Annotated in this window: 19 protein-coding genes; 11 read left to right on the forward strand and 8 right to left on the reverse strand. The window is 61.6% G+C overall.

The features are described from left to right. Positions 1-205: 205 nt before the first annotated feature. The 6 genes from rho (at position 206) to BM045_RS11475 (ending at position 7,208) form a co-directional block, all read left to right on the forward strand. Positions 206-1,471, forward strand: coding sequence for a transcription termination factor Rho (gene rho / locus BM045_RS11450; RefSeq protein WP_092183383.1), 1,266 nt, complete (start codon positions 206-208; stop codon positions 1,469-1,471). Between the two features lie 74 nt (positions 1,472-1,545). After that, the gene (gene mnmE, locus BM045_RS11455; RefSeq protein ID WP_092183385.1) at positions 1,546-2,826 is read left to right on the forward strand and encodes a tRNA uridine-5-carboxymethylaminomethyl(34) synthesis GTPase MnmE; all 1,281 of its coding nucleotides are present in this window, start codon (positions 1,546-1,548) and stop codon (positions 2,824-2,826) included. Between the two features lie 159 nt (positions 2,827-2,985). Then, positions 2,986-4,848: a tRNA uridine-5-carboxymethylaminomethyl(34) synthesis enzyme MnmG gene (gene mnmG / locus BM045_RS11460; protein ID WP_092183387.1), complete on the forward strand. Its 1,863-nt coding sequence runs from the start codon at positions 2,986-2,988 to the stop codon at positions 4,846-4,848. Further along, a complete protein-coding gene (gene rsmG / locus BM045_RS11465) occupies positions 4,848-5,495 on the forward strand; it encodes a 16S rRNA (guanine(527)-N(7))-methyltransferase RsmG (protein WP_170848478.1) in 648 nt (215 codons plus the stop codon). The genes mnmG and rsmG overlap by 1 nt, the downstream gene beginning before the upstream one ends. 24 nt (positions 5,496-5,519) lie before the next feature. After that, positions 5,520-6,323: a ParA family protein gene (locus BM045_RS11470; protein ID WP_092183391.1), complete on the forward strand. Its 804-nt coding sequence runs from the start codon at positions 5,520-5,522 to the stop codon at positions 6,321-6,323. 9 nt (positions 6,324-6,332) lie between these two features. Beyond that, positions 6,333-7,208 carry a ParB/RepB/Spo0J family partition protein gene (locus tag BM045_RS11475; protein WP_092183393.1) on the forward strand — a complete coding sequence of 292 codons (876 nt, stop codon included), beginning with the start codon at positions 6,333-6,335 and terminating at the stop codon, positions 7,206-7,208. A gap of 80 nt (positions 7,209-7,288) precedes the next feature. Here the strand turns inward: BM045_RS11475 and holA are convergent, their stop codons facing one another. From holA to leuS, 3 genes are read right to left on the reverse strand one after another with little or no spacing between them, the layout of a single operon-like run. Continuing rightward, complete coding sequence (gene holA, locus BM045_RS11480; protein ID WP_092183395.1) at positions 7,289-8,311, reverse strand: DNA polymerase III subunit delta; 1,023 nt, start codon at positions 8,309-8,311, stop codon at positions 7,289-7,291. After that, positions 8,311-8,820, reverse strand: coding sequence for an LPS assembly lipoprotein LptE (gene lptE, locus BM045_RS11485; RefSeq protein ID WP_170848479.1), 510 nt, complete (start codon positions 8,818-8,820; stop codon positions 8,311-8,313). Before lptE ends, holA begins: the two co-directional genes overlap by 1 nt. Then, positions 8,807-11,416 carry a leucine--tRNA ligase gene (gene leuS, locus BM045_RS11490; RefSeq protein ID WP_092183399.1) on the reverse strand — a complete coding sequence of 870 codons (2,610 nt, stop codon included), beginning with the start codon at positions 11,414-11,416 and terminating at the stop codon, positions 8,807-8,809. The genes lptE and leuS overlap by 14 nt, the downstream gene beginning before the upstream one ends. 129 nt (positions 11,417-11,545) lie before the next feature. On the opposite strand from leuS, the gene BM045_RS11495 reads away from it, so the two are divergent. From BM045_RS11495 to BM045_RS11510, 4 genes are all read left to right on the forward strand, one after another. Continuing rightward, positions 11,546-12,223 (forward strand): YggS family pyridoxal phosphate-dependent enzyme, encoded by a 678-nt coding sequence (locus BM045_RS11495; protein ID WP_092183401.1) that lies wholly within the window; start codon positions 11,546-11,548, stop codon positions 12,221-12,223. A 163-nt stretch (positions 12,224-12,386) separates the two neighbouring features. Further along, on the forward strand, positions 12,387-13,070 hold the full coding sequence (locus tag BM045_RS11500) for a response regulator transcription factor (protein WP_092183404.1): 684 nt from the start codon (positions 12,387-12,389) through the stop codon (positions 13,068-13,070). Between the two features lie 112 nt (positions 13,071-13,182). Further along, positions 13,183-13,641: a Crp/Fnr family transcriptional regulator gene (locus BM045_RS11505; RefSeq protein WP_092183406.1), complete on the forward strand. Its 459-nt coding sequence runs from the start codon at positions 13,183-13,185 to the stop codon at positions 13,639-13,641. 111 nt (positions 13,642-13,752) lie between these two features. Continuing rightward, positions 13,753-14,391, forward strand: a complete 639-nt coding sequence (locus BM045_RS11510) for a DUF930 domain-containing protein (RefSeq protein ID WP_170848480.1) — start codon at positions 13,753-13,755, stop codon at positions 14,389-14,391. On the opposite strand, the gene BM045_RS11515 is transcribed toward BM045_RS11510, so the two are convergent. From BM045_RS11515 to rimM, 4 genes are all read right to left on the reverse strand, one after another. Further along, positions 14,388-15,200 carry an exodeoxyribonuclease III gene (locus BM045_RS11515; protein ID WP_092183410.1) on the reverse strand — a complete coding sequence of 271 codons (813 nt, stop codon included), beginning with the start codon at positions 15,198-15,200 and terminating at the stop codon, positions 14,388-14,390. The genes BM045_RS11510 and BM045_RS11515 overlap by 4 nt on opposite strands. A 272-nt stretch (positions 15,201-15,472) precedes the next feature. Beyond that, complete coding sequence (rplS, locus tag BM045_RS11520; protein ID WP_092183412.1) at positions 15,473-16,027, reverse strand: 50S ribosomal protein L19; 555 nt, start codon at positions 16,025-16,027, stop codon at positions 15,473-15,475. A gap of 182 nt (positions 16,028-16,209) precedes the next feature. Then, positions 16,210-16,902 (reverse strand): tRNA (guanosine(37)-N1)-methyltransferase TrmD, encoded by a 693-nt coding sequence (gene trmD / locus BM045_RS11525; protein ID WP_092183414.1) that lies wholly within the window; start codon positions 16,900-16,902, stop codon positions 16,210-16,212. Next, positions 16,899-17,435, reverse strand: coding sequence for a ribosome maturation factor RimM (gene rimM, locus BM045_RS11530; protein ID WP_092183416.1), 537 nt, complete (start codon positions 17,433-17,435; stop codon positions 16,899-16,901). The genes trmD and rimM overlap by 4 nt, the downstream gene beginning before the upstream one ends. Before the next feature lie 116 nt (positions 17,436-17,551). Here rimM and BM045_RS11535 point away from each other — a divergent pair, with 116 nt between their 5' ends. Further along, positions 17,552-17,851: a hypothetical protein gene (locus BM045_RS11535; RefSeq protein WP_092183418.1), complete on the forward strand. Its 300-nt coding sequence runs from the start codon at positions 17,552-17,554 to the stop codon at positions 17,849-17,851. A gap of 18 nt (positions 17,852-17,869) precedes the next feature. On the opposite strand, the gene BM045_RS11540 is transcribed toward BM045_RS11535, so the two are convergent. Next, positions 17,870-18,178, reverse strand: coding sequence for a hypothetical protein (locus tag BM045_RS11540; protein ID WP_092183420.1), 309 nt, complete (start codon positions 18,176-18,178; stop codon positions 17,870-17,872). Between the last annotated feature and the right edge of the window lie 136 nt (positions 18,179-18,314).

Raw genomic sequence — 18,314 nt, forward strand, 5'->3', positions numbered from 1 at the left:
TTTTTCCTTCGAACCGGTTCGAAGTTTCACGTGAATCCGTGGGTGCTTTCGTTTCAATCTTGAATATGTCTCAACTTCGCGCTACATCCCTTGCAACGCATCCCAAAATCTAGCCGACCTCCCCGGTCGCTGCGCGGTGCCTACCCCTCCCAAATATATCGCCTGTCACGACGATCATAAGTTTCCCAATAGGGTCTCCCGCTACATGCAGAATATGAAGCTCAGCGAGCTCAAGGCCAAATCTCCGGCCGAACTCCTGGTGTTCGCTGAAGAACACGAGGTCGAGAACGCCTCGACCATGCGCAAACAGGAATTGATGTTTGCCATCCTGAAAGAACTGGCCGCCCAGGAAGTGGACATCACCGGTGAAGGCGTCGTTGAAGTCCTGCCCGACGGTTTCGGTTTCCTGCGCTCCCCGGACGCCAACTACCTGCCCGGTCCTGACGACATCTATGTCAGCCCATCCCAGATTCGTCGCTTTGGTCTGCGCACCGGCGACACGGTCGAAGGCCAGATCCGGTCTCCCAAGGATGGCGAGCGCTATTTCGCGCTGCTCAAGGTCAACACCATCAATTTCGAAGATCCCGAGGCCGTGCGCCACAAGGTCAACTTCGACAATCTGACGCCGCTTTACCCGGAAGAGCGCCTCCGCATGGAGCTGCCCGATCCGACCGTCAAGGATCGTTCGGCGCGGCTGCTCGATCTGGTGGCCCCGCTCGGCAAGGGCCAGCGCGCTCTGATCGTTGCGCCGCCACGTACCGGTAAGACGGTACTGTTGCAAAATATTGCACAGTCGATCGCCACTAATCATCCTGAATGCTATCTGATCGTGCTGCTGATCGACGAGCGGCCCGAAGAAGTGACCGACATGCAGCGCTCGGTGCGCGGCGAAGTCATTTCCTCGACCTTCGACGAACCCGCCTCGCGCCACGTCCAGGTCGCCGAAATGGTCATCGAAAAGGCCAAGCGCCTGGTCGAACACAAGCGCGACGTGGTAATCCTGCTCGATTCGATCACCCGCCTCGGCCGCGCGTACAACACCGTCGTGCCGTCCTCCGGCAAGGTGCTCACCGGCGGTGTCGATGCCAATGCCCTGCAGCGCCCGAAGCGTTTCTTCGGTGCTGCCCGCAATATCGAAGACGGCGGCTCGCTGACCATCATTTCTACGGCGCTTATCGATACTGGTTCGCGCATGGACGAAGTGATCTTTGAGGAGTTCAAGGGCACCGGTAACTCGGAAATCATCCTTGACCGCAAGGTCGCCGACAAGCGCATCTTCCCGGCGCTGGACATCACCAAGTCCGGCACCCGCAAGGAAGAGCTGCTGGTCGAAGGCGATATTCTCAAGAAGATGTATGTGCTGCGCCGAATCCTCAATCCGATGGGCACGATCGATGCCATGGAATTCCTGGTCGACAAGGTGCGCCAGACCAAAACCAATTCGGATTTCTTCGACTCGATGAATACCTGACGGCCTCGGGCCGATATATTGAAGAGCGGCATGCTGAAAGGCGTGTCGCTCTTTGCTTTTCTGGAACTGTTTGAATGACCGACACCATCGTAGCGCTGTCCTCCGGTGCACCACCCTCGGGCCTTGCGGTCATTCGTCTGTCTGGTCCAAGGACGGCCGAGCTGTTGCGCGATGTCAGCGGTATTCTGCCAGAGCCCCGCAAATTGACGCTGCGCCCCATTGGTGCCCACAGCCTGCTCGACCGCGGGCTTGTTGCCTGGTTTCCCGGCCCACACAGCTTTACCGGCGAGGATTGTGCCGAACTGCAGGTGCATGGCTCACCCGCCGGCGTCCGCGCCATCCTCAAACTGCTCACTTCTAAGGGCGCCCGCCTCGCCGAAGCCGGGGAATTTACCCGTCGCGCCTTCGAAAACGGCAAGCTGGACCTGGTGGAGATCGAGGGCCTTGGCGATCTGCTCGAAGCTGAAACCGAGAACCAGCGTCGCCAGGCCCTGGCGCGTTTTGAGGGCGGCCTGACCCAGCGCATCGATGCCTGGCGCGACCAATTGCTCGACCTGCGCGCCGAAATCGAAGCCCGACTAGACTTTTCCGACGAAGGCGATGTCGACGAAGCACTGCCCACGGAATTCGGCACCAGCATAGCCGCGCTGCGCCGCGATATCGAAACCGCTCTCGCCTCAATCGAACACGGCCGCATCATCCGCGAAGGCATTCGTGTTGCTGTTGCTGGCCCACCCAACGCGGGAAAATCCAGCCTGATCAACGCCTTGGCCAAGTCTGACATTGCCATTGTCACCGACGAAGCCGGCACCACCCGCGACGTGCGCGAGGTTCCGCTCGACATCGGCGGTCAGCTCTACATCCTGCTCGACCTCGCCGGCCTGCGCGATACCGACAGCAAGGCCGAAGCCGAAGGCGTCCGTCGGGCTAGGCTGGCCATCGACCAAGCCGATATCGTTCTCTGGCTGACCGCGCCTGACATTGCCGATAACAACCTACCCGCCGAAGGCGCCATCCGCGTCGGCACCAAGGCTGATATCGGTGTCACCGCAAATGTTGATGTCACGGTCTCGACGCAGATCGGGCAGGGGATGGATGAGCTACTGGCATTGATCGCCAAGGCCGGGGCTAACCTCACAACCGGTGAGCCATCTCTGCTGAGCCGGGAGCGCGACCGATTGGCGCTCTCAGCGTCCGTGGAAGCTCTAACCCACGCACAGCAGCAATTGGGCTCGCCTGAACTGGCCGCCGAAAGCCTGCGTATTGCATCGCAATCACTAGAGCGTTTGGTGGGGCGACTTGATGCCGAGCGCGTCTTGGACCGATTGTTTGCCAGCTTTTGCATTGGCAAATGATTCACGTGAAACTTCGAACCATCCCGCAGGGCAAATGGCTCCATTGGAGCGATTTGAGGTGAGAAGGCCATAAGAGCTATGCTCGCATGGCAGACCCAAGGCAGCGTGAATTGATTCACGTGAAACATTGGCCTATTGAGCCGGTCTGGAGAATTCGCCATGACTGATTATGCCGTCATCATCGTTGGGGGTGGCCACGCCGGCTCTGAAGCCGCGGCCGCCTCGGCACGTCTGGGTGTCCCGACCGCTCTGGTGACCCACAAGTTTGCCACCATCGGCGAGATGAGCTGCAATCCGGCCATTGGTGGTCTCGGCAAGGGCCATCTGGTTCGCGAGATCGACGCGCTGGATGGGTTGATGGGCCGTGTCGCCGATCAGGCTGGCATTCAGTTCCGCGTTCTCAACCGCCGCAAGGGTCCGGCGGTGCGCGGCCCACGCGCTCAAGCCGATCGCAAGCTTTATCGCGACGCCATGCAGGCGGCCATTCTGGCGCAGCCCAATCTCGATGTGATCGAGGGCGAGGTCGACGACATCGAGGTGACCAATGGTCATGTCTCGGGTGTCGTCCTGCTCGACGGCCGTCGCATCGGCACCAAGGCCATAGTGCTCACCACCGGCACCTTCCTCCGAGGCCTGATCCATCGCGGTGAGGAAACCACCCCGGCCGGGCGTCTCGGCGAAAAGCCGGTGCTCGGTCTCTCCACCCGCCTCGAAAATCTCGGCCTTCAACTCGGCCGGCTCAAGACAGGCACACCGGCCCGGCTTGATGCCAAGAGCATTGATTTTTCCGCGCTTGAGGAACAGCCCGGCGATAATCCGCCCGAGGCCTTTTCGGCGCTTACCAAGGCGATCACCACGCGTCAGGTCTCTTGCCACATTACCCGCACCACGGCGGAAACCCACAAGATCATCTCGGACAATCTGCATCGCTCGGCCATGTATTCCGGCCGCATCCAGAGCCGCGGCCCACGCTATTGCCCGTCGATCGAGGACAAGGTGGTCCGCTTCGCCGATCGCGATAGCCACCAGATTTTCCTAGAGCCGGAAGGTCTCGACGACCAGACCATCTATCCCAATGGTCTCTCCACCTCGCTGCCCGCCGATGTGCAGGAGACTTTCCTGCGCTCCATGCCAGGGCTGGAAAATGTGAAAATCATCCGGCCCGGCTATGCCATCGAGTATGACTATGTCGATCCGCGCGAACTGCGCCCGACGCTGGAGGTCAAGCGTCAGCCGGGCCTCTATCTGGCCGGCCAGATCAATGGCACGACCGGTTATGAAGAGGCCGGCGCTCAGGGCCTGTTGGCCGGCGCCAATGCGGCGCTTGCGGCCAGTGGTCAGGATCCGCTGACCCTGTCGCGCACTGAGAGCTATCTCGGCGTCATGGTGGACGACCTGGTGACGCGCGGCGTATCCGAACCCTATCGCATGTTCACCTCGCGCGCCGAGTTCCGCCTGCATCTACGAGCTGACAATGCTGACCAGCGTCTGACACCGCTGGGCATCACTACCGGCCTCGTCGGCGAAGAGCGACAGGAGCTTTTTGGCAACAAGTCCAAGGCGTTGACTCATGGTCGCAACCTGCTCTCCGAGCTGACTACGTCCCCAAGTGCTGCACGCAAGGTAGGCATTACGGTCAATGAAGACGGCAAGGCCCGCTCTGCTTTTGATCTGTTGTCCTATCCCGAAATTACCCCAAATGACGTGACCCGTCTCTGGCCTGAGGTCGGCACCATCCCTGGAGATATCCTTGAGCAGCTCGTCGTGGACGCGCAATATGCTGTCTATCTGGACCGTCAGCGCAATGACATCGAGGCCGTTCGTCGCGATGAGCAGAAGCCGATTCCGGATGGGCTGGATTACTCCGTCATTCCTGGGCTCTCCATGGAGCTGCGGCAGAAGCTGGCGCAGTATCGTCCGCAGACCATCGCCCAGGCCCAAGCCATGGATGGCATGACACCGGCTGCCGTCACCCTGCTGCTGGCGGTGATCCGTCGTGGCGAATTCCGGAAGGCAAGCTAGTGTCCGACTCATCGGCGATCACGCCCTATGCGCAGTATTTCGCTCGGCCCGAAGCCGACGTGGCGCGGGATTTGGAATCCTATGCTCAACTGCTGACCAAGTGGCAGGCGGTGCAGAATCTTGTTTCACGTGAAACACTGAGCGAGGTCTGGACCCGGCACTTTGCCGACAGCCTGCAGGTGCTGTCGCTGCTCAAGCCGACAGACAGGGCTTTTCTGGACCTCGGCAGCGGTGGTGGCTTGCCGGCCCTGCCACTGGCCATCGCGCTCAAGGGCACACCTGCCTTCTTCACCCTGATCGAGCCCAATAGCCGCAAAGTCAGCTTCCTGCGCACGGTGGCCCGCGAGTTGGGGCTTCTGGTGACGGTAGAAGGTGCGCGTAGCGACCAGATTGATTCACGTGAAACACCAGTGCCGGATGTCATCACCTCCCGCGCGCTGGCCTCGCTCCCACAATTGTGCACATGGATTTCGCCCTTCTTTGGCCCGGAAACCCGGGCAATCCTGCATAAAGGCCGGGAACATGTTGAAGAACTGGCCGAAACATCTACGCGCTGGGTCTCGGACGTGTTAATACAGGCCAGTGACATCGATCCAAGCGGTGTCCTGCTCACGCTTACGAATTTGCGTGCGAAAACAGTTAGTTAGCGGCGAACGAGCTGGAGGCCGATAGTGGCGCCCCGTATTTTGACACTGGCCAACCAAAAGGGTGGCGTGGGCAAGACCACGACCGCCATCAATCTCGCTACGGCCCTGGCTGCCATCGGCGAGCGCGTGCTGATTGTCGATCTCGATCCGCAGGGCAATGCCTCGACGGGTCTCGGCATTTCGCGCACGGATCGCGAAGTCTCGTCCTATGATCTGCTGGTCGGCGAGGCGACGGTGGCCCAAGCGGCGATCATGACCTCGGTGCCCAATGTAGCCATCGTGCCGTCGACCATGGACCTGCTTGGGGTGGAACTGACCATTGCCGGCCATGCCGATCGCGCCTTTAAGCTGCGCGATGCCTTCAAGCAGCTCAATGACCTCAGCATCAACGACAAGCCGGTCAGTTACATTCTGATCGACTGCCCGCCGTCGCTGAACCTTCTCACTATCAATTCCCTGGTGGCGGCTGATGCCGTTCTGGTGCCGTTGCAATGCGAATTCTTCGCACTGGAAGGTCTTTCGCAGCTGCTACAAACCATCGAGCAGATCCGATCGACGCTTAACCCCAACCTGTCGATCCAGGGCGTGGTAATGACCATGTTCGACAAGCGCAACAACCTTTCCGAACAGGTGCTCGCCGACGTGCGCTCGGAAATGGGTGAGCTGGTGTATGACACGGTCATTCCCCGCAATGTCCGGCTCAGCGAGGCGCCGTCCTATGGCAAGCCGGCGCTGCTCTATGATCTCAAATGTGCCGGCAGCCAGGCCTATCTGCGCCTCGCCACCGAAGTGATCCGCCGTGAGCGCCAGCTCAACGCCGCGGCATAGGAGTTTTCGATGAACGACAAACCCACACGTCTTGGTCGCGGGCTGGCGGCTCTGATCGGCGATATGGCGACTGTGGAAGGCGCCCGCGTCACCGAATCGGGCGGCATCAAGAAGCTGCCGGTTGAATTTATCATCGCTAATCGGGCGAATCCGCGTCGAACCTTTGATGCGGATCAGTTGGAGGACCTGACCAATTCGATCCGCGAAAAGGGTGTGATGCAGCCGCTGCTGGTTCGCCCCAGCCAGGATCCCAATGTCTTCGAGCTGATCGCTGGTGAACGCCGCTGGCGTGCCGCTCAGAAGGCGGGCCTGCATGAGGTGCCGGTCATCGTGCGCGATGTCGATGACAAGGAAGCCCTTGAGCTCGCCATTATCGAAAACGTGCAGCGCGCCGATCTCAATCCGCTGGAAGAGGCCATGGGCTATGGCCAGCTGATCGAGCAGTTCGACTATACCCAGCAAGATCTGGCTCAGGTGATCGGCAAGAGCCGCTCGCATGTCGCCAATACGCTGCGTCTACTCAAGTTGCCGGAAGTTGTGCGCGGCATGGTGTCGAGCGGTGCCCTCACCGCCGGTCACGCCCGTACGCTGATTACCGCCGAAGACCCAACCAAGCTGGCCCGCCAGATCGTCTCCGGCGGTCTGTCGGTGCGTGAAGCCGAAGCCCTCAGCCAGCAGCGCGAAGTGGCCGGCACCAACAAGCCGAGCCCCTCGCGCGCCGATCGCGACGCCGATACCGTCGCCTTGGAGCGCCGGCTGTCGGATGCCCTGGGTCTGTCGGTTTCGCTGGCGCACAGCGAGCGCGGCGGCAAGCTGGAAATCCGCTATAAGACGCTGGAACAGCTCGACGGCATCTGCGTGAAACTTACCGGCTACGCAAACTAAGCATCTGAATGATCAAAGAAAACGCCGTTCCAGCGCAAGCCGGGACGGCGTTTTTTTGCGTTCCACGTGAAACACTGATGCTAGTGCGATGCGGCCATCATGCAGAGGGCCAGCAGTACGCGGCGCAGGATAGCTTCGGCCAGCGCTGGGCGCCTGCGACTATCGCTGGTGGCCTGAAGGATGCGCTCACAGGCTGTGGCCAGCGCCGTATCCGACCAGAGCCGTAGCTGCTGTTCAAGCGCCGCGGTGCGCGAAAAGTGCGGTTTCGGCCGCAAGCCATCCAGCACCATGCGCGGGCTCTTGCCGGCATCGACCTCGGTGCGCCAGCGGCGCAGGTTGGCGAAGTGAATGGTGGCCATGGCGAGCAGCCGCTGTGGGTCGACGGCTGAGGAAAGTGCCCGGTTGAGCGCTAGTTCGAGCTTTTCGGCATGGCCGCCGCCGGTGGCGTCGAGAATGGCGTCAATCACCAGCATGCCATTGTCGGCGCAGAGCAAAAGCACGTCTTCGCGGGTGAGCAGCTTGCTCTTTGTTGCATAGAGACTGAGCTTTTCCAGCTCGCGGCGGGTGATCTCGCGGTCATTGCCGAGGATTTCGCGCAGGGTGGCAACGACATCCGCATCGACGCGAATGCCTTGCTGATTGAAACTGTCACGAATCAGGGCCTGCAGCGTCTCGTCGCTATCAGGATAGCAGGGCAGGGCGCGGCCCAGCTTGGCTGCCTCCACCAGCGCCCGCAGCGCATCCTTGGGGGTCAGATTGCCCGCTTCGAGCACGATGGCGGCGCCACTGGGATCGTCACGCAGCTCGGTCAGCGTCATGACGATGGATTTTCCAGCGCCGCGCACCCGAACGATGCGCTTGCCGCCAAACAGGGAAATGGTCTTTGCCTCGACGGCGAGAATCGACGGATCGGCGTCCACTTCGCTGCCATCCAGCGTCACCACGCTGGCCGCTTCGGGATCATCGCCGCTGAGGCTACGGATCAGCCGCTGGGCGGTTTCCCGCACCAGCCCGGCATCGGGCCCATAGGCTAAAAAGATACCTTCGGTGATATCGGGTCGCACCAGGAAACGGGCGACCTCATGCGCCTTGAGAGCGCTCATCAGCGGCTGAGCGCGGCCAGGACCGCCAGGCGCAGGGATTCGGCGGCGGCCTTGGTGGCGCGCTCGGTGGCGTCATTGGCGGCGGCCGTATTGGCCAGCACCTGACCGGTGGTGGTGTACTGCGCGGTAGCGCTGCGGCTCAACACCAGCGGCTTTGCATCGCTGCCGTCGCGGCGGGTGATGGTGATGGTCGCAGTGACGCCGGCGCGGGCCGGGGCGCTGATATTGGGGCTGCTGGTCATCGGTGCGACGCCCGTGCCGGACCCGGCCACCGTTACGGTCGCGAGCGGCGCCGTCGGCGAGGTGGACGAGCCCAGGCGCAGCTCGAGCTCCTGATAGACGATCTGTTCCAGCCGGGTCGTCGGCTCGGCATAGGCGATGTCGAGTGTCGGACTGGCTGCCAGCGCGCCGCTATAAACCGGCTGGAAGCTGCAGGCGCCCAGCAGGGCGCCCGAGACCAGCATGAGCCCGGCAAGGGCCGTGGCGCGTGTGCGCTTAGACAACGACATTGATGATCCTGTCCGGGACGATGACGATTTTCTTCGGGGCCTTGCCGTCCAGAATGCGGACAATCTCATCCATTGACAAGACCAGTGCTTCTACCTCTGCCGCAGCCATGCCCTTGGGAACCGTGATCTCGCCGCGGCGCTTGCCGTTGATCTGGATCGGCAGCGTAACTTCGTCATCCACCAGCAGCGCCGGATCGACAGGCGGCCATGAGGCGTCAGCGACCAGACCGCTCTTGCCGAGGGCTTCCCAGCAGGTTTCCGCCAGATGAGGCATCATCGGTGCAATTAGCTGAATCAGCCGCTCCACGCCCTCGGCAAGCGCCGCAATGCGGCTTGCCGGTGACGCCGAGGCCAGACCTGCGGAGCGCACCAGCGCGTTGGTCAGCTCATAAATCTGGGCCACGGCGCGGTTGAAGCGCAGGCCTTCGATATCGCCGCCAACATTGTGCACGGCCCGATGCACAATCTTGCGCAGGGCCAGAGCTTCACTGTCATCTGATACAGAAACAGTCTCGGCAGACTGTTTCACCAATTCGATGGTTTCGCCGACCAGGCGCCAGACGCGCTGCTGGAAGCGGCTGGCGCCTTCGACGCCGGCCTCAGTCCACTGCACGTCGCGTTCCGGGGGAGAATCCGAGAGCATGAACCAGCGCGCGGTATCGGCGCCATAGGTGGCGACGATCTCGTCGGGATCGACGACATTCTTCTTGGACTTGCTCATCTTTTCGATCGAGCCAATGGAAATCGCCTCGCCCGATTTCAGATGCGTGGCGCGGCGGCCTTCACCGAAGGTTTCGACCAGAATGTCAGCGGGCGCGACCCACTCGCCGCCCGGGGCCTTGTAGGTCTCGTGCGTCACCATGCCTTGGGTGAACAGGCCCTTGAAGGGCTCGTCATGGGCCACATGGCCGGTGGCCTTCATGGCGCGGGTGAAATAGCGCGAATAGAGCAGGTGCAGGATAGCATGCTCGACGCCGCCGATATACTGGTCGACCGGCAGCCAGCGATTGGCTACGGCCGGAATGGTCGGCGTTTCGGCATGGGGCGCCGTGAAGCGGGTGTAATACCAGGACGAATCCACGAACGTGTCCATGGTGTCCGTCTCGCGACGGGCCGCGCCACCGCATTGCGGGCAATGCACATGCTTCCAGGTCGGGTGATGGTCCAGTGCATTGCCGGGCTTGTCGAAGCTGACATCCTCGGGCAGCACAACCGGCAGGTCCTTTTTGGGCACGGGCAGGGTGCCGCAGACCTCGCAATGGATCACCGGGATTGGGCAGCCCCAATAGCGCTGGCGCGACACGCCCCAGTCGCGCAGGCGATACTGCGTCTGTGCTGTGCCCCAGCCCTTGGCTTCAAATAGGGTCAGCGTCTGGTCCATGGCTTCCTGCACGGTCAATTCCGCGCCGGTCTCGCCAAACCACTGGATATAGCGAACCTTCTGGGTCTTGAGCGGCGAATAGGCCTCGTTGCCAACGGCGTCGTCGCTGTCGAGCGGCTTGAACACGTCGATGACCGGCAGGTCATATTTGCGCGCGAAATCCAGGTCGCGCTGGTCATGCGCCGGGCAGCCGATGATGGCGCCGGTGCCATAATCCATCAGCACGAAATTGGCGATAAACAGCGGCAGCTCCCAGCTCGGATCAGCCGGATGGGTCACCGTGATGCCGGTGTCAAAGCCCAGCTTTTCCGCGGTTTCCAGCGCTTCCGCTGAGGTGCCGGACTGCTGGCACAGCTTGTTGAAGGCGGCGATCTCCGGATTGCCCTCGGCCAAAGCCTTGGCCAGCGGATGGTCGGCGGCGATGGCAGCAAAGGTCGGCCCGCGCATGGTGTCGGGGCGGGTGGTGTAGACGGGCAGGGTATCAAAGCCCTGCGGCGCACCCTTCAGCCCGAAATCGAAGGCCAGGCCCTGGCTCTTGCCGATCCAGTTGCGCTGCATGATGCGCACTTTTTCCGGCCATTCGGTCAGGGTGTCGAGCGCTTCCAGCAGCTCTTCGGCCATGTCGGAAATCTTGAAGAACCACTGGGTCAGCTCGCGCTGTTCCACCACGGCGCCGGAGCGCCAGCCCTTGCCGTCAATGACCTGTTCATTGGCCAGCACGGTCATGTCGACCGGGTCCCAGTTGACCTTGGACTGCTTGCGGGTCACTAGGCCCGCCGCCATCATGTCGATGAACATCGACTGCTGGTGCTGGTAATATTCCGGCTCGCAGGTGGCAATTTCGCGGGTCCAGTCGATGGCGAGGCCCATGGACTTGAGCTGGGCCTTCATCGCGGCGATGTTCTGCCGCGTCCAAGTGCCGGGATGGGTCTTGCGCTCGATGGCGGCATTTTCGGCCGGAAGGCCGAAGGCATCCCAACCCATGGGATGCAGCACATTCTTGCCCTTGGCGCGGTGATAGCGCGCCACCACGTCGCCCATGGAATAGTTGCGCACGTGGCCCATGTGGATGCGGCCCGACGGATAGGGGAACATCTCGAGCACGTAATAGGGCTCGCGCGGATCGTCATTGGACGAGACAAAGCTCTGCCTGTCGTCCCAGACCTTCTGCCAACGGGGTTCCATTTCGCGCGGATTGTAGCGTTCGCCGCTCACTTGCTCGTCCTTGGGTGATCTTTCGCAAGGCGCCATCAAAGTCCGGCGCGGCTTGCGTTTGTGGGGGATTTTGGTTACCCGGACCATCACCAGAAATACCCCCCTAGGTCAACAGCAAGAGGCGAAAGCATGGACACTCCGGCCGCCGAAAACCTCGCCGCCATCCGCGAGCGCATCGCCCGGGCGCATGAGCGCTTTGGCGCGCCGCCCGAAGCGGTGAGCCTCGTTGCCGTCTCCAAAACTTTTGAGGCCGAGGCGATCGTGCCCTTCCTCGAGGCGGGCCAGCGCGTGTTCGGCGAAAACCGTGTGCAGGAGGCCCAGGCCAAATGGCCGGGCCTGCGTGAGCGCTTTCCGGATGTGGAGCTGCATCTGATCGGGCCACTGCAAACCAACAAGGCCCGCGAGGCGGTGGCGCTGTTCGACGTCATCGAGACGGTGGATCGCGAGAAACTTGCCGGCATTCTGGCTGCAGAAATGCTGCAAGCCGGACGAAAGCTTCCTTGTTTCGTGCAGGTCAATATCGGTCTCGAAGAGCAGAAGGCCGGCATCGCCCCGGCTGAAACAGTCGCTTTCGTGGTCCGTTGCCGCGATGTGCATGGGCTCGATGTGGTCGGGCTGATGTGCATTCCGCCTGACGGTGTGCCGCCCGGACCCTATTTCGCCCAACTGGCCGAACTGGGCCGCCAGGCGGGTGTGGCGCGGCTGTCGATGGGCATGAGCGGGGATTTCGAGGTCGGGATCGCCATGGGCGCCAGTGACGTGCGCGTCGGCTCGGCGTTGTTTGGCCATCGTCCGCCGCCCAAATAATTGCGGATGCCCATTATTTCCGTGTCATTACAGTGTGCTGGTGCAACTTCCGGCCTGATCTTTACGTTGCTCATCACTGTAACGCCGTTGTGATAGGTTAGCCTAAAACCAGTCGCAATCCTGTGAGCTTTGGCTCGGTGACGCAAAAAGACCGGAGAAAACAATGAACAAGCGACGCATCCTGCTGGTCGACGACGACGCGGATCTGCGCCAGACGCTCGTTGAACAGCTCGAGACGTATCCGGAATTTGACATCGTCCAGGCCGGTACCGCCAATGATGCGCTGAAAGTTACGCGCGAGAACAATGTCGATCTGATGATCCTCGATGTCGGCCTGCCCGACATGGATGGCCGCGAAGCCGTCAAAGTGCTGCGCGCCGAGGGCTACAAGAGCCCGATCCTGATGCTGACCGGCCACGATAGCGATGCCGACCAGATCCAGGGTCTGGAATCGGGCGCCAATGACTATCTGACCAAGCCATTCCGCTTTCCGGTGCTGCTAGCCCGCATCAATGCGGCGCTGCGCCAGCATGACCAGAGCGAAGACGTGGTCTTCACCATCGGCCACTACAGCTTCCAGCCCTCGGCCAAGCTGCTTGAGGCTACCGATGGCAACAAGGTGCGGCTGACCGACAAGGAGACTTCCATCCTGAAGTTTCTCTATCGCCAAGGCCCCAAGACCATCACCCGCGATATCCTGCTCAAGGAAGTGTGGGGCTATAACAACCGTGTCACCACGCATACGCTGGAGACCCATATCTATCGCCTGCGCCAGAAGATCGAGCGCGATCCGTCCAATGCGCGCCTGCTGGTGACGGAAGAGGGCGGCTATCGCCTCGTTCCATAATCAGTGGAGCGAGCGGCGCTTACCGCAAAATCTGGTATAAAATCGCGAAGAATGCCCTATAGGTGAATCAGCCCCGCTCAGTCGGGGCTGATGGCGCATCCGGATTGGGCATATGATCAGGGACGATGCGGCCGAGGCACTGGCTCAGGCCGAATTTTTCGATATCTGCGACGACGAGCAGCGGCGCATGCTGGCCTTTGCCGGCGACCTGCGCCATTTCGATCCCGACGCGGTGCTGTACAAGTCCGGCGACGCGCCGCAGGGCGCTTTTGTTCTGATGTCGGGCACGCTGAAAGCCCGGCCCGATGGCGGCGGCAAGCCCTATGCGATTTCTGAGCCCGGCAGCGTCGTCTCCGCCATGGCGCTGATCCTCAGCAAGCCCCGCCCGCTCACCATCACGGCCGTGACCGATTGCGAAACGCTCTTCGTGCCCCGATCGGCCTTTCTCAAGCTGGTGCAGCAGAGCCCCGAACTGGCGCAACGCGCCGTGGCCCGCGTCGAGCGCGAGCTGGGCAATTATCTCGGTGCGCTCGAGCCGGTCCGCCAGCGCATGCAGGCTGGGGACAAATAGCGCCAGACCGCAAAAGAGCCGCATAGGCTTGGAATTAGGGAGGTCCCGTAAACGCCGTCGGGCTCTGGCACCATGTTTGGCTCGTTGCAGTTCCGACGTTTTGATTGGACCTTGCCGGCCTCAGTCGCCGGCCATGTCGCAATCCTCATCCTGCTGCTCTGGGCTGCCGCGCCACGCCGCCTGCCGGTGCCGCCCGAACGACCGATCGCCGTCGATATCCTGAGCGAAAGCCAATTCGCGGCGCTCCATCCGCCTGCAGTGGAGCCGGTTGCGCTGCTCATGGTGGCTAGTCCAACGCCTGAGCCCGACCCTGTGCAAAGCATACTCCCGCCGGCCCCTGAGTCAGGGCCGCAGCCGGTCAAGGCGACCAAGTTCTTTGCCTCCGGAATTCTGAGCGACCCGGCCAATCGGGAAATCGCCGAAGCCCTGCCGCTGCTGGCGGGTGACGAGCAGGTGATCCAGCTATGCAATATGGAGGCGCTGGAGCAATTGCGTGTCGCTCGGGTTGCTGGGCCGCCCGATGCCGTGGTCGGCTATGCCTATGGCGATATGGTGCTGGCCGGACAGGCGCTCACCGCCGAGGGCGGCGCCTTTCGTAGCCAGGGCCAGTGGTTTCACCTGCAATATCATTGCGCGGCCACGGCCGACGCGCGCAGCGTCCGCGCGTTCGATTTCACCCTGGGCGATGCCATTCCCGAAAGTGAGTGGGAAGAGCATGCGCTCAATGGCAGCGACGAAGGGCTCGACTAGACGCCAACGAAATGGGCGATGACCGGCACGTGGTCGCTCGGCTGGGGTGTGTAACCGCGATAGGCCTTGATGATGTCGGTGCCGATGCAATGCTCGGCGACATCGGCGGTCGACCAGATGTGGTCGAGGCGCCGGCCCTTGTTGGCCAGCTCCCAATTGGCGCTGCGATAGCTCCACCAGGAATAAAGCTTCTGGTCATAGGGCACATGCTTGCGCACCAGGTCGACCCAGCCATGGCCGCCATTGAGAATGGCATCGAGCGCCTGGGTCTCCACCGGGGTGTGGCTGACGATCTTGAGTAGTTGCTTGTGGCCCCAGACGTCGTTTTCATGCGGTGCGATATTGAAGTCGCCAGCGATCAGATGGCCGCGCTGGAAAGCCGGTTCGGTGAACCAGGTGGTCAGTTCGGATAGGAAGCCAAGCTTGTGCTTGAACTTGGGGTTGATCTCGGGATCGGGCTCGTCGCCGCCAGCCGGGATATAGAAATCATGCAGCGTCACCGGGCCATGGCCGAAATCGGTCAGGGCCGAGACGTGGCGCGATTCGGGAATGTCGAAGAAGACTTTCGACGACACATCGGTCAGCGGAAACTTCGATACGATTGCGACGCCGTGATAGCCCTTCTGGCCATGCACGGCCATGTGCGGATAGCCGACATCAATGAAGGCATTGCGCGGAAACTGGTCGTCCGTGCACTTGATCTCCTGGAACATGATCACGTCGGGCGCATGCTTTGCGATGAAGTCGAGTACCATCGGCAGGCGCAGGCGGATCGAATTGATGTTCCAGGTGACGATCGAGACGGGCATGACGGACTCAGCGGCAAAGGGCAGGGCGTTTCTTATCGCCAAGCCTGCGACGACGCACAAGCCGCAAGTGACAGCGCTCGATGCTAACAGTGTGCTAACCGATTGCAGCGCGTGCTGCCCGCCATTCGGGCACAGCCCTCATGGCCTTCTCACTTAAAATCACGCAACCGACGTTATTTTGCCCTGCGGGACGGTTCGAAGTTTCACGTGAATCAGGACAACAAAAACCCGGCCTTGCGACCGGGTTTTTCAATTCAGGACTGCACCAAGGCTTATTCGGCCTTGGGAGCTTCTTCGGTCGCTGCAGCGGCCTCAGCTTCGGCTGCCTTGGCAGCGGCAGCGGCTTCAGCGTCCTTGGCCGCCTGCTCGGCTGCAAAAGCCTCTGCTGCTGCAATCTTTTCGGCTTCGCGGGCTTCGCGCGCAGCCTGGGCTGCGGTGCGTTCGCCGGCTTCGATCTTCTTGGTACGCGAGTTGGTCGATTCGAAAATACGAGCCGATTTACCGCGACGATCGCGCAGGTAGTAGAGCTTGGCGCGACGCACCTTGCCGCGCTTCAGGACTTCGACCGAAGCAACGTTGGGGGAGTAGAGCGGGAACACGCGTTCCACGCCTTCGCCATAGGAAATCTTGCGCACGGTGAACGAGGCCGTGATGCCGCCGCCGTTGAGGGCGATGACAACGCCTTCATAGGCCTGCAGGCGTTCTTTTTCGCCTTCGCGAATCTTGACCCACACCTTGACGGTATCGCCATGGGTGAAGTCGGGAAGCTCGCGCTTGGCGGCCAGTTCGGCAACATGCTCTTGGTTGAGCTGCTGGATGATATTCATGATCCGTCTCGATCTTTTCAAAGGAGCGTTTATTCGCGTTTTGAGGCGCGATCGCCCGGTCTTAGTTATAACGGAGGTTTGCAGTCTTCTTCTTGGTGCGAAACGGGTCCGATAAGCCCGAAGCGCGGTAGTGGCGGCTGCTTAGGGGATTTTGCCACCAGAGTCCAGTATCGGCGCCGGATTTATGACGATTTGGTCGTCATCAGGTCCGGCCGGCGGGCGCGGGTCAGCACTAAGCTCTGCTCGTGCCGCCATTTGGCGATCTTGCCATGGTCGCCCGAGGTCAGGATGGGTGGAATATCGACGCCCTCAAAGCTCTGCGGGCGGGTATATTGCGGATATTCCAGCAGGCCATTTTCGAAGCTTTCGTCGGCATGGCTTTCGGCCTTGCCCAGCACGCCCGGGATTAGCCGCACCACGGCCTCCAGCAGCACCATGGCGGCCACTTCGCCGCCGGCCAGCACATAGTCGCCAATGGAGATTTCTTCGAGCCCCCGGCCGTCTATGACGCGCTGGTCGATCCCCTCGAAGCGCCCGCAGACGATGACAGCCCCCGGTCCCAGGGCTAGCTCGCGAGCCCGTGCCTGGGTCAGCGGCTTGCCGCGCGGCGACATCAGGATGCGCGGGCGCGGATCGCCCTCGCGCGCGGTGGCGTCGATGGCCTTGGCCAGAATATCGGGTTTCAGCACCATGCCGGCGCCGCCGCCCGATGGCGTGTCGTCCACCGTGCGGTGGCGATCCTCGGCAAAGTCGCGCAATTGCGTGGTCGAGAGCGACCACAGGCCATCATTGAGGCCGCGCCCCAGCACTGAGGCCCCGAGGGGCCCCGGAAACAGCTCAGGGAACAGCGTTATGATGGAGGCGGCAAAGCTCAATTGGGCTCTTCCTCGCCCTCGTCGACCTCGATCGGCACGACGATGGTGAGATAGCCCTCGGCGATATTGACCTGCGGCACTACGCCCTTGGTGAAGGGGTAGAGATAGGTATCGCCGCTCTGCGGATCGCGGATTTCGATCAGGTCACCGCCGCCGAAATTAGGCAGGGCCGAGACCTGGCCGATGGTGATGCCGGTATCGAGGCGCGCTTCGAGGCCGATCAGGTCGGCGTGGTAGAAATCGTCCTCGTCGTCAATCTCGGGCAGCTTGGCGCGGTCGATGAAGAGGTTGACGCCATTGAGCGCTTCGGCGGCATTGCGGTCATTGATGCCCTTGATCTGGGCAACGACGACGGTCTTGTGCAGCCGGAGCTTGCTCAGGGTCACGGTCAAGCCCGGCCGGTCGGTATCGAGCGGACCATAGGTGCCGATCGCCAGGGGATCCTGGGTATGGGCCGAGATGCGTACATGGCCCTTGATGCCATGCGCCGCGCCGATCTGGCCGAGGAGAATTTTGTCACTGCTGTTGGTCATGCTGGCTCGCTTTATGTCCGAGCGTCTTAGCAGGCGCGAAGCCGCTTGGGAATCGGAACGGAACCAAGCCCCCTGCGCCGCTATTGTCGAAGCAACACAGTTTTGAGGAGCGTGCCATGTCCAAGACCCTTACCGATCGCGACGATATCCGCCAATGGGCCGAGGCTCGTGGTGGCAATCCGATGCTGATGGATACGCCCGATGGTACCGGCATCCGCACGCTGCTGCAGCTGACCTTTGGCCAGCATGCCATCAATACCGATGGCAATGAGGGCCCCGACCGCATTGGCGGGTTTCATCTGGTGAGCTGGGAAGAGTGGTTTGCGGCGCTTGACGAAGGCAAGCTGGCGCTGCGGGTCTCGGATGATCCGGCAGGCGGCAATGAGGCCGAGTTCGAATTCGTCGAACGCGACTAGCCGCCCGCCCGTTTGGGATCAGCTGTTGGACGGCAGGGTGTTGAGGCCGGCCTCATAGAGGCGCATCGTCGCTTCGATGTCTTCGATATGCATGGCGAGGCCCTGTTCGACGGCCTCGACCTGGCGGCGCAGCAGGTCGCGGCGCGAGATCAGTTCGAAGCGCTCGCTTTCCAGTTCCTTGACGGCAAGGTCGATGCGGTCGCGGTGCGTCGCCAGGCGCTGGACCATGGGCGCGCTCTGCTTGGCGGCTTCCTGCAGGATAGCCTCGACCTGTTCGATCTCGGGCTGGACGATTTTGAGAGTTGTCTTGGACCGGGTGGTGGTCATTTTCTTGTTGTTCCCACGGCTGTGATGGAGAGCCTCAGTTCGTGACAGGGCGTCACGACCGAGCAGTGGGGCGCAGTCATAGAGGTTAATCGACAAATCCCAAGGTTTACTGCGCGTTTACCTTAACAGGATTGTC

Origin of the sequence: Devosia sp. YR412 (assembly GCF_900110945.1) — a bacterium.
In the GTDB taxonomy this organism is placed as follows: domain Bacteria; phylum Pseudomonadota; class Alphaproteobacteria; order Rhizobiales; family Devosiaceae; genus Devosia.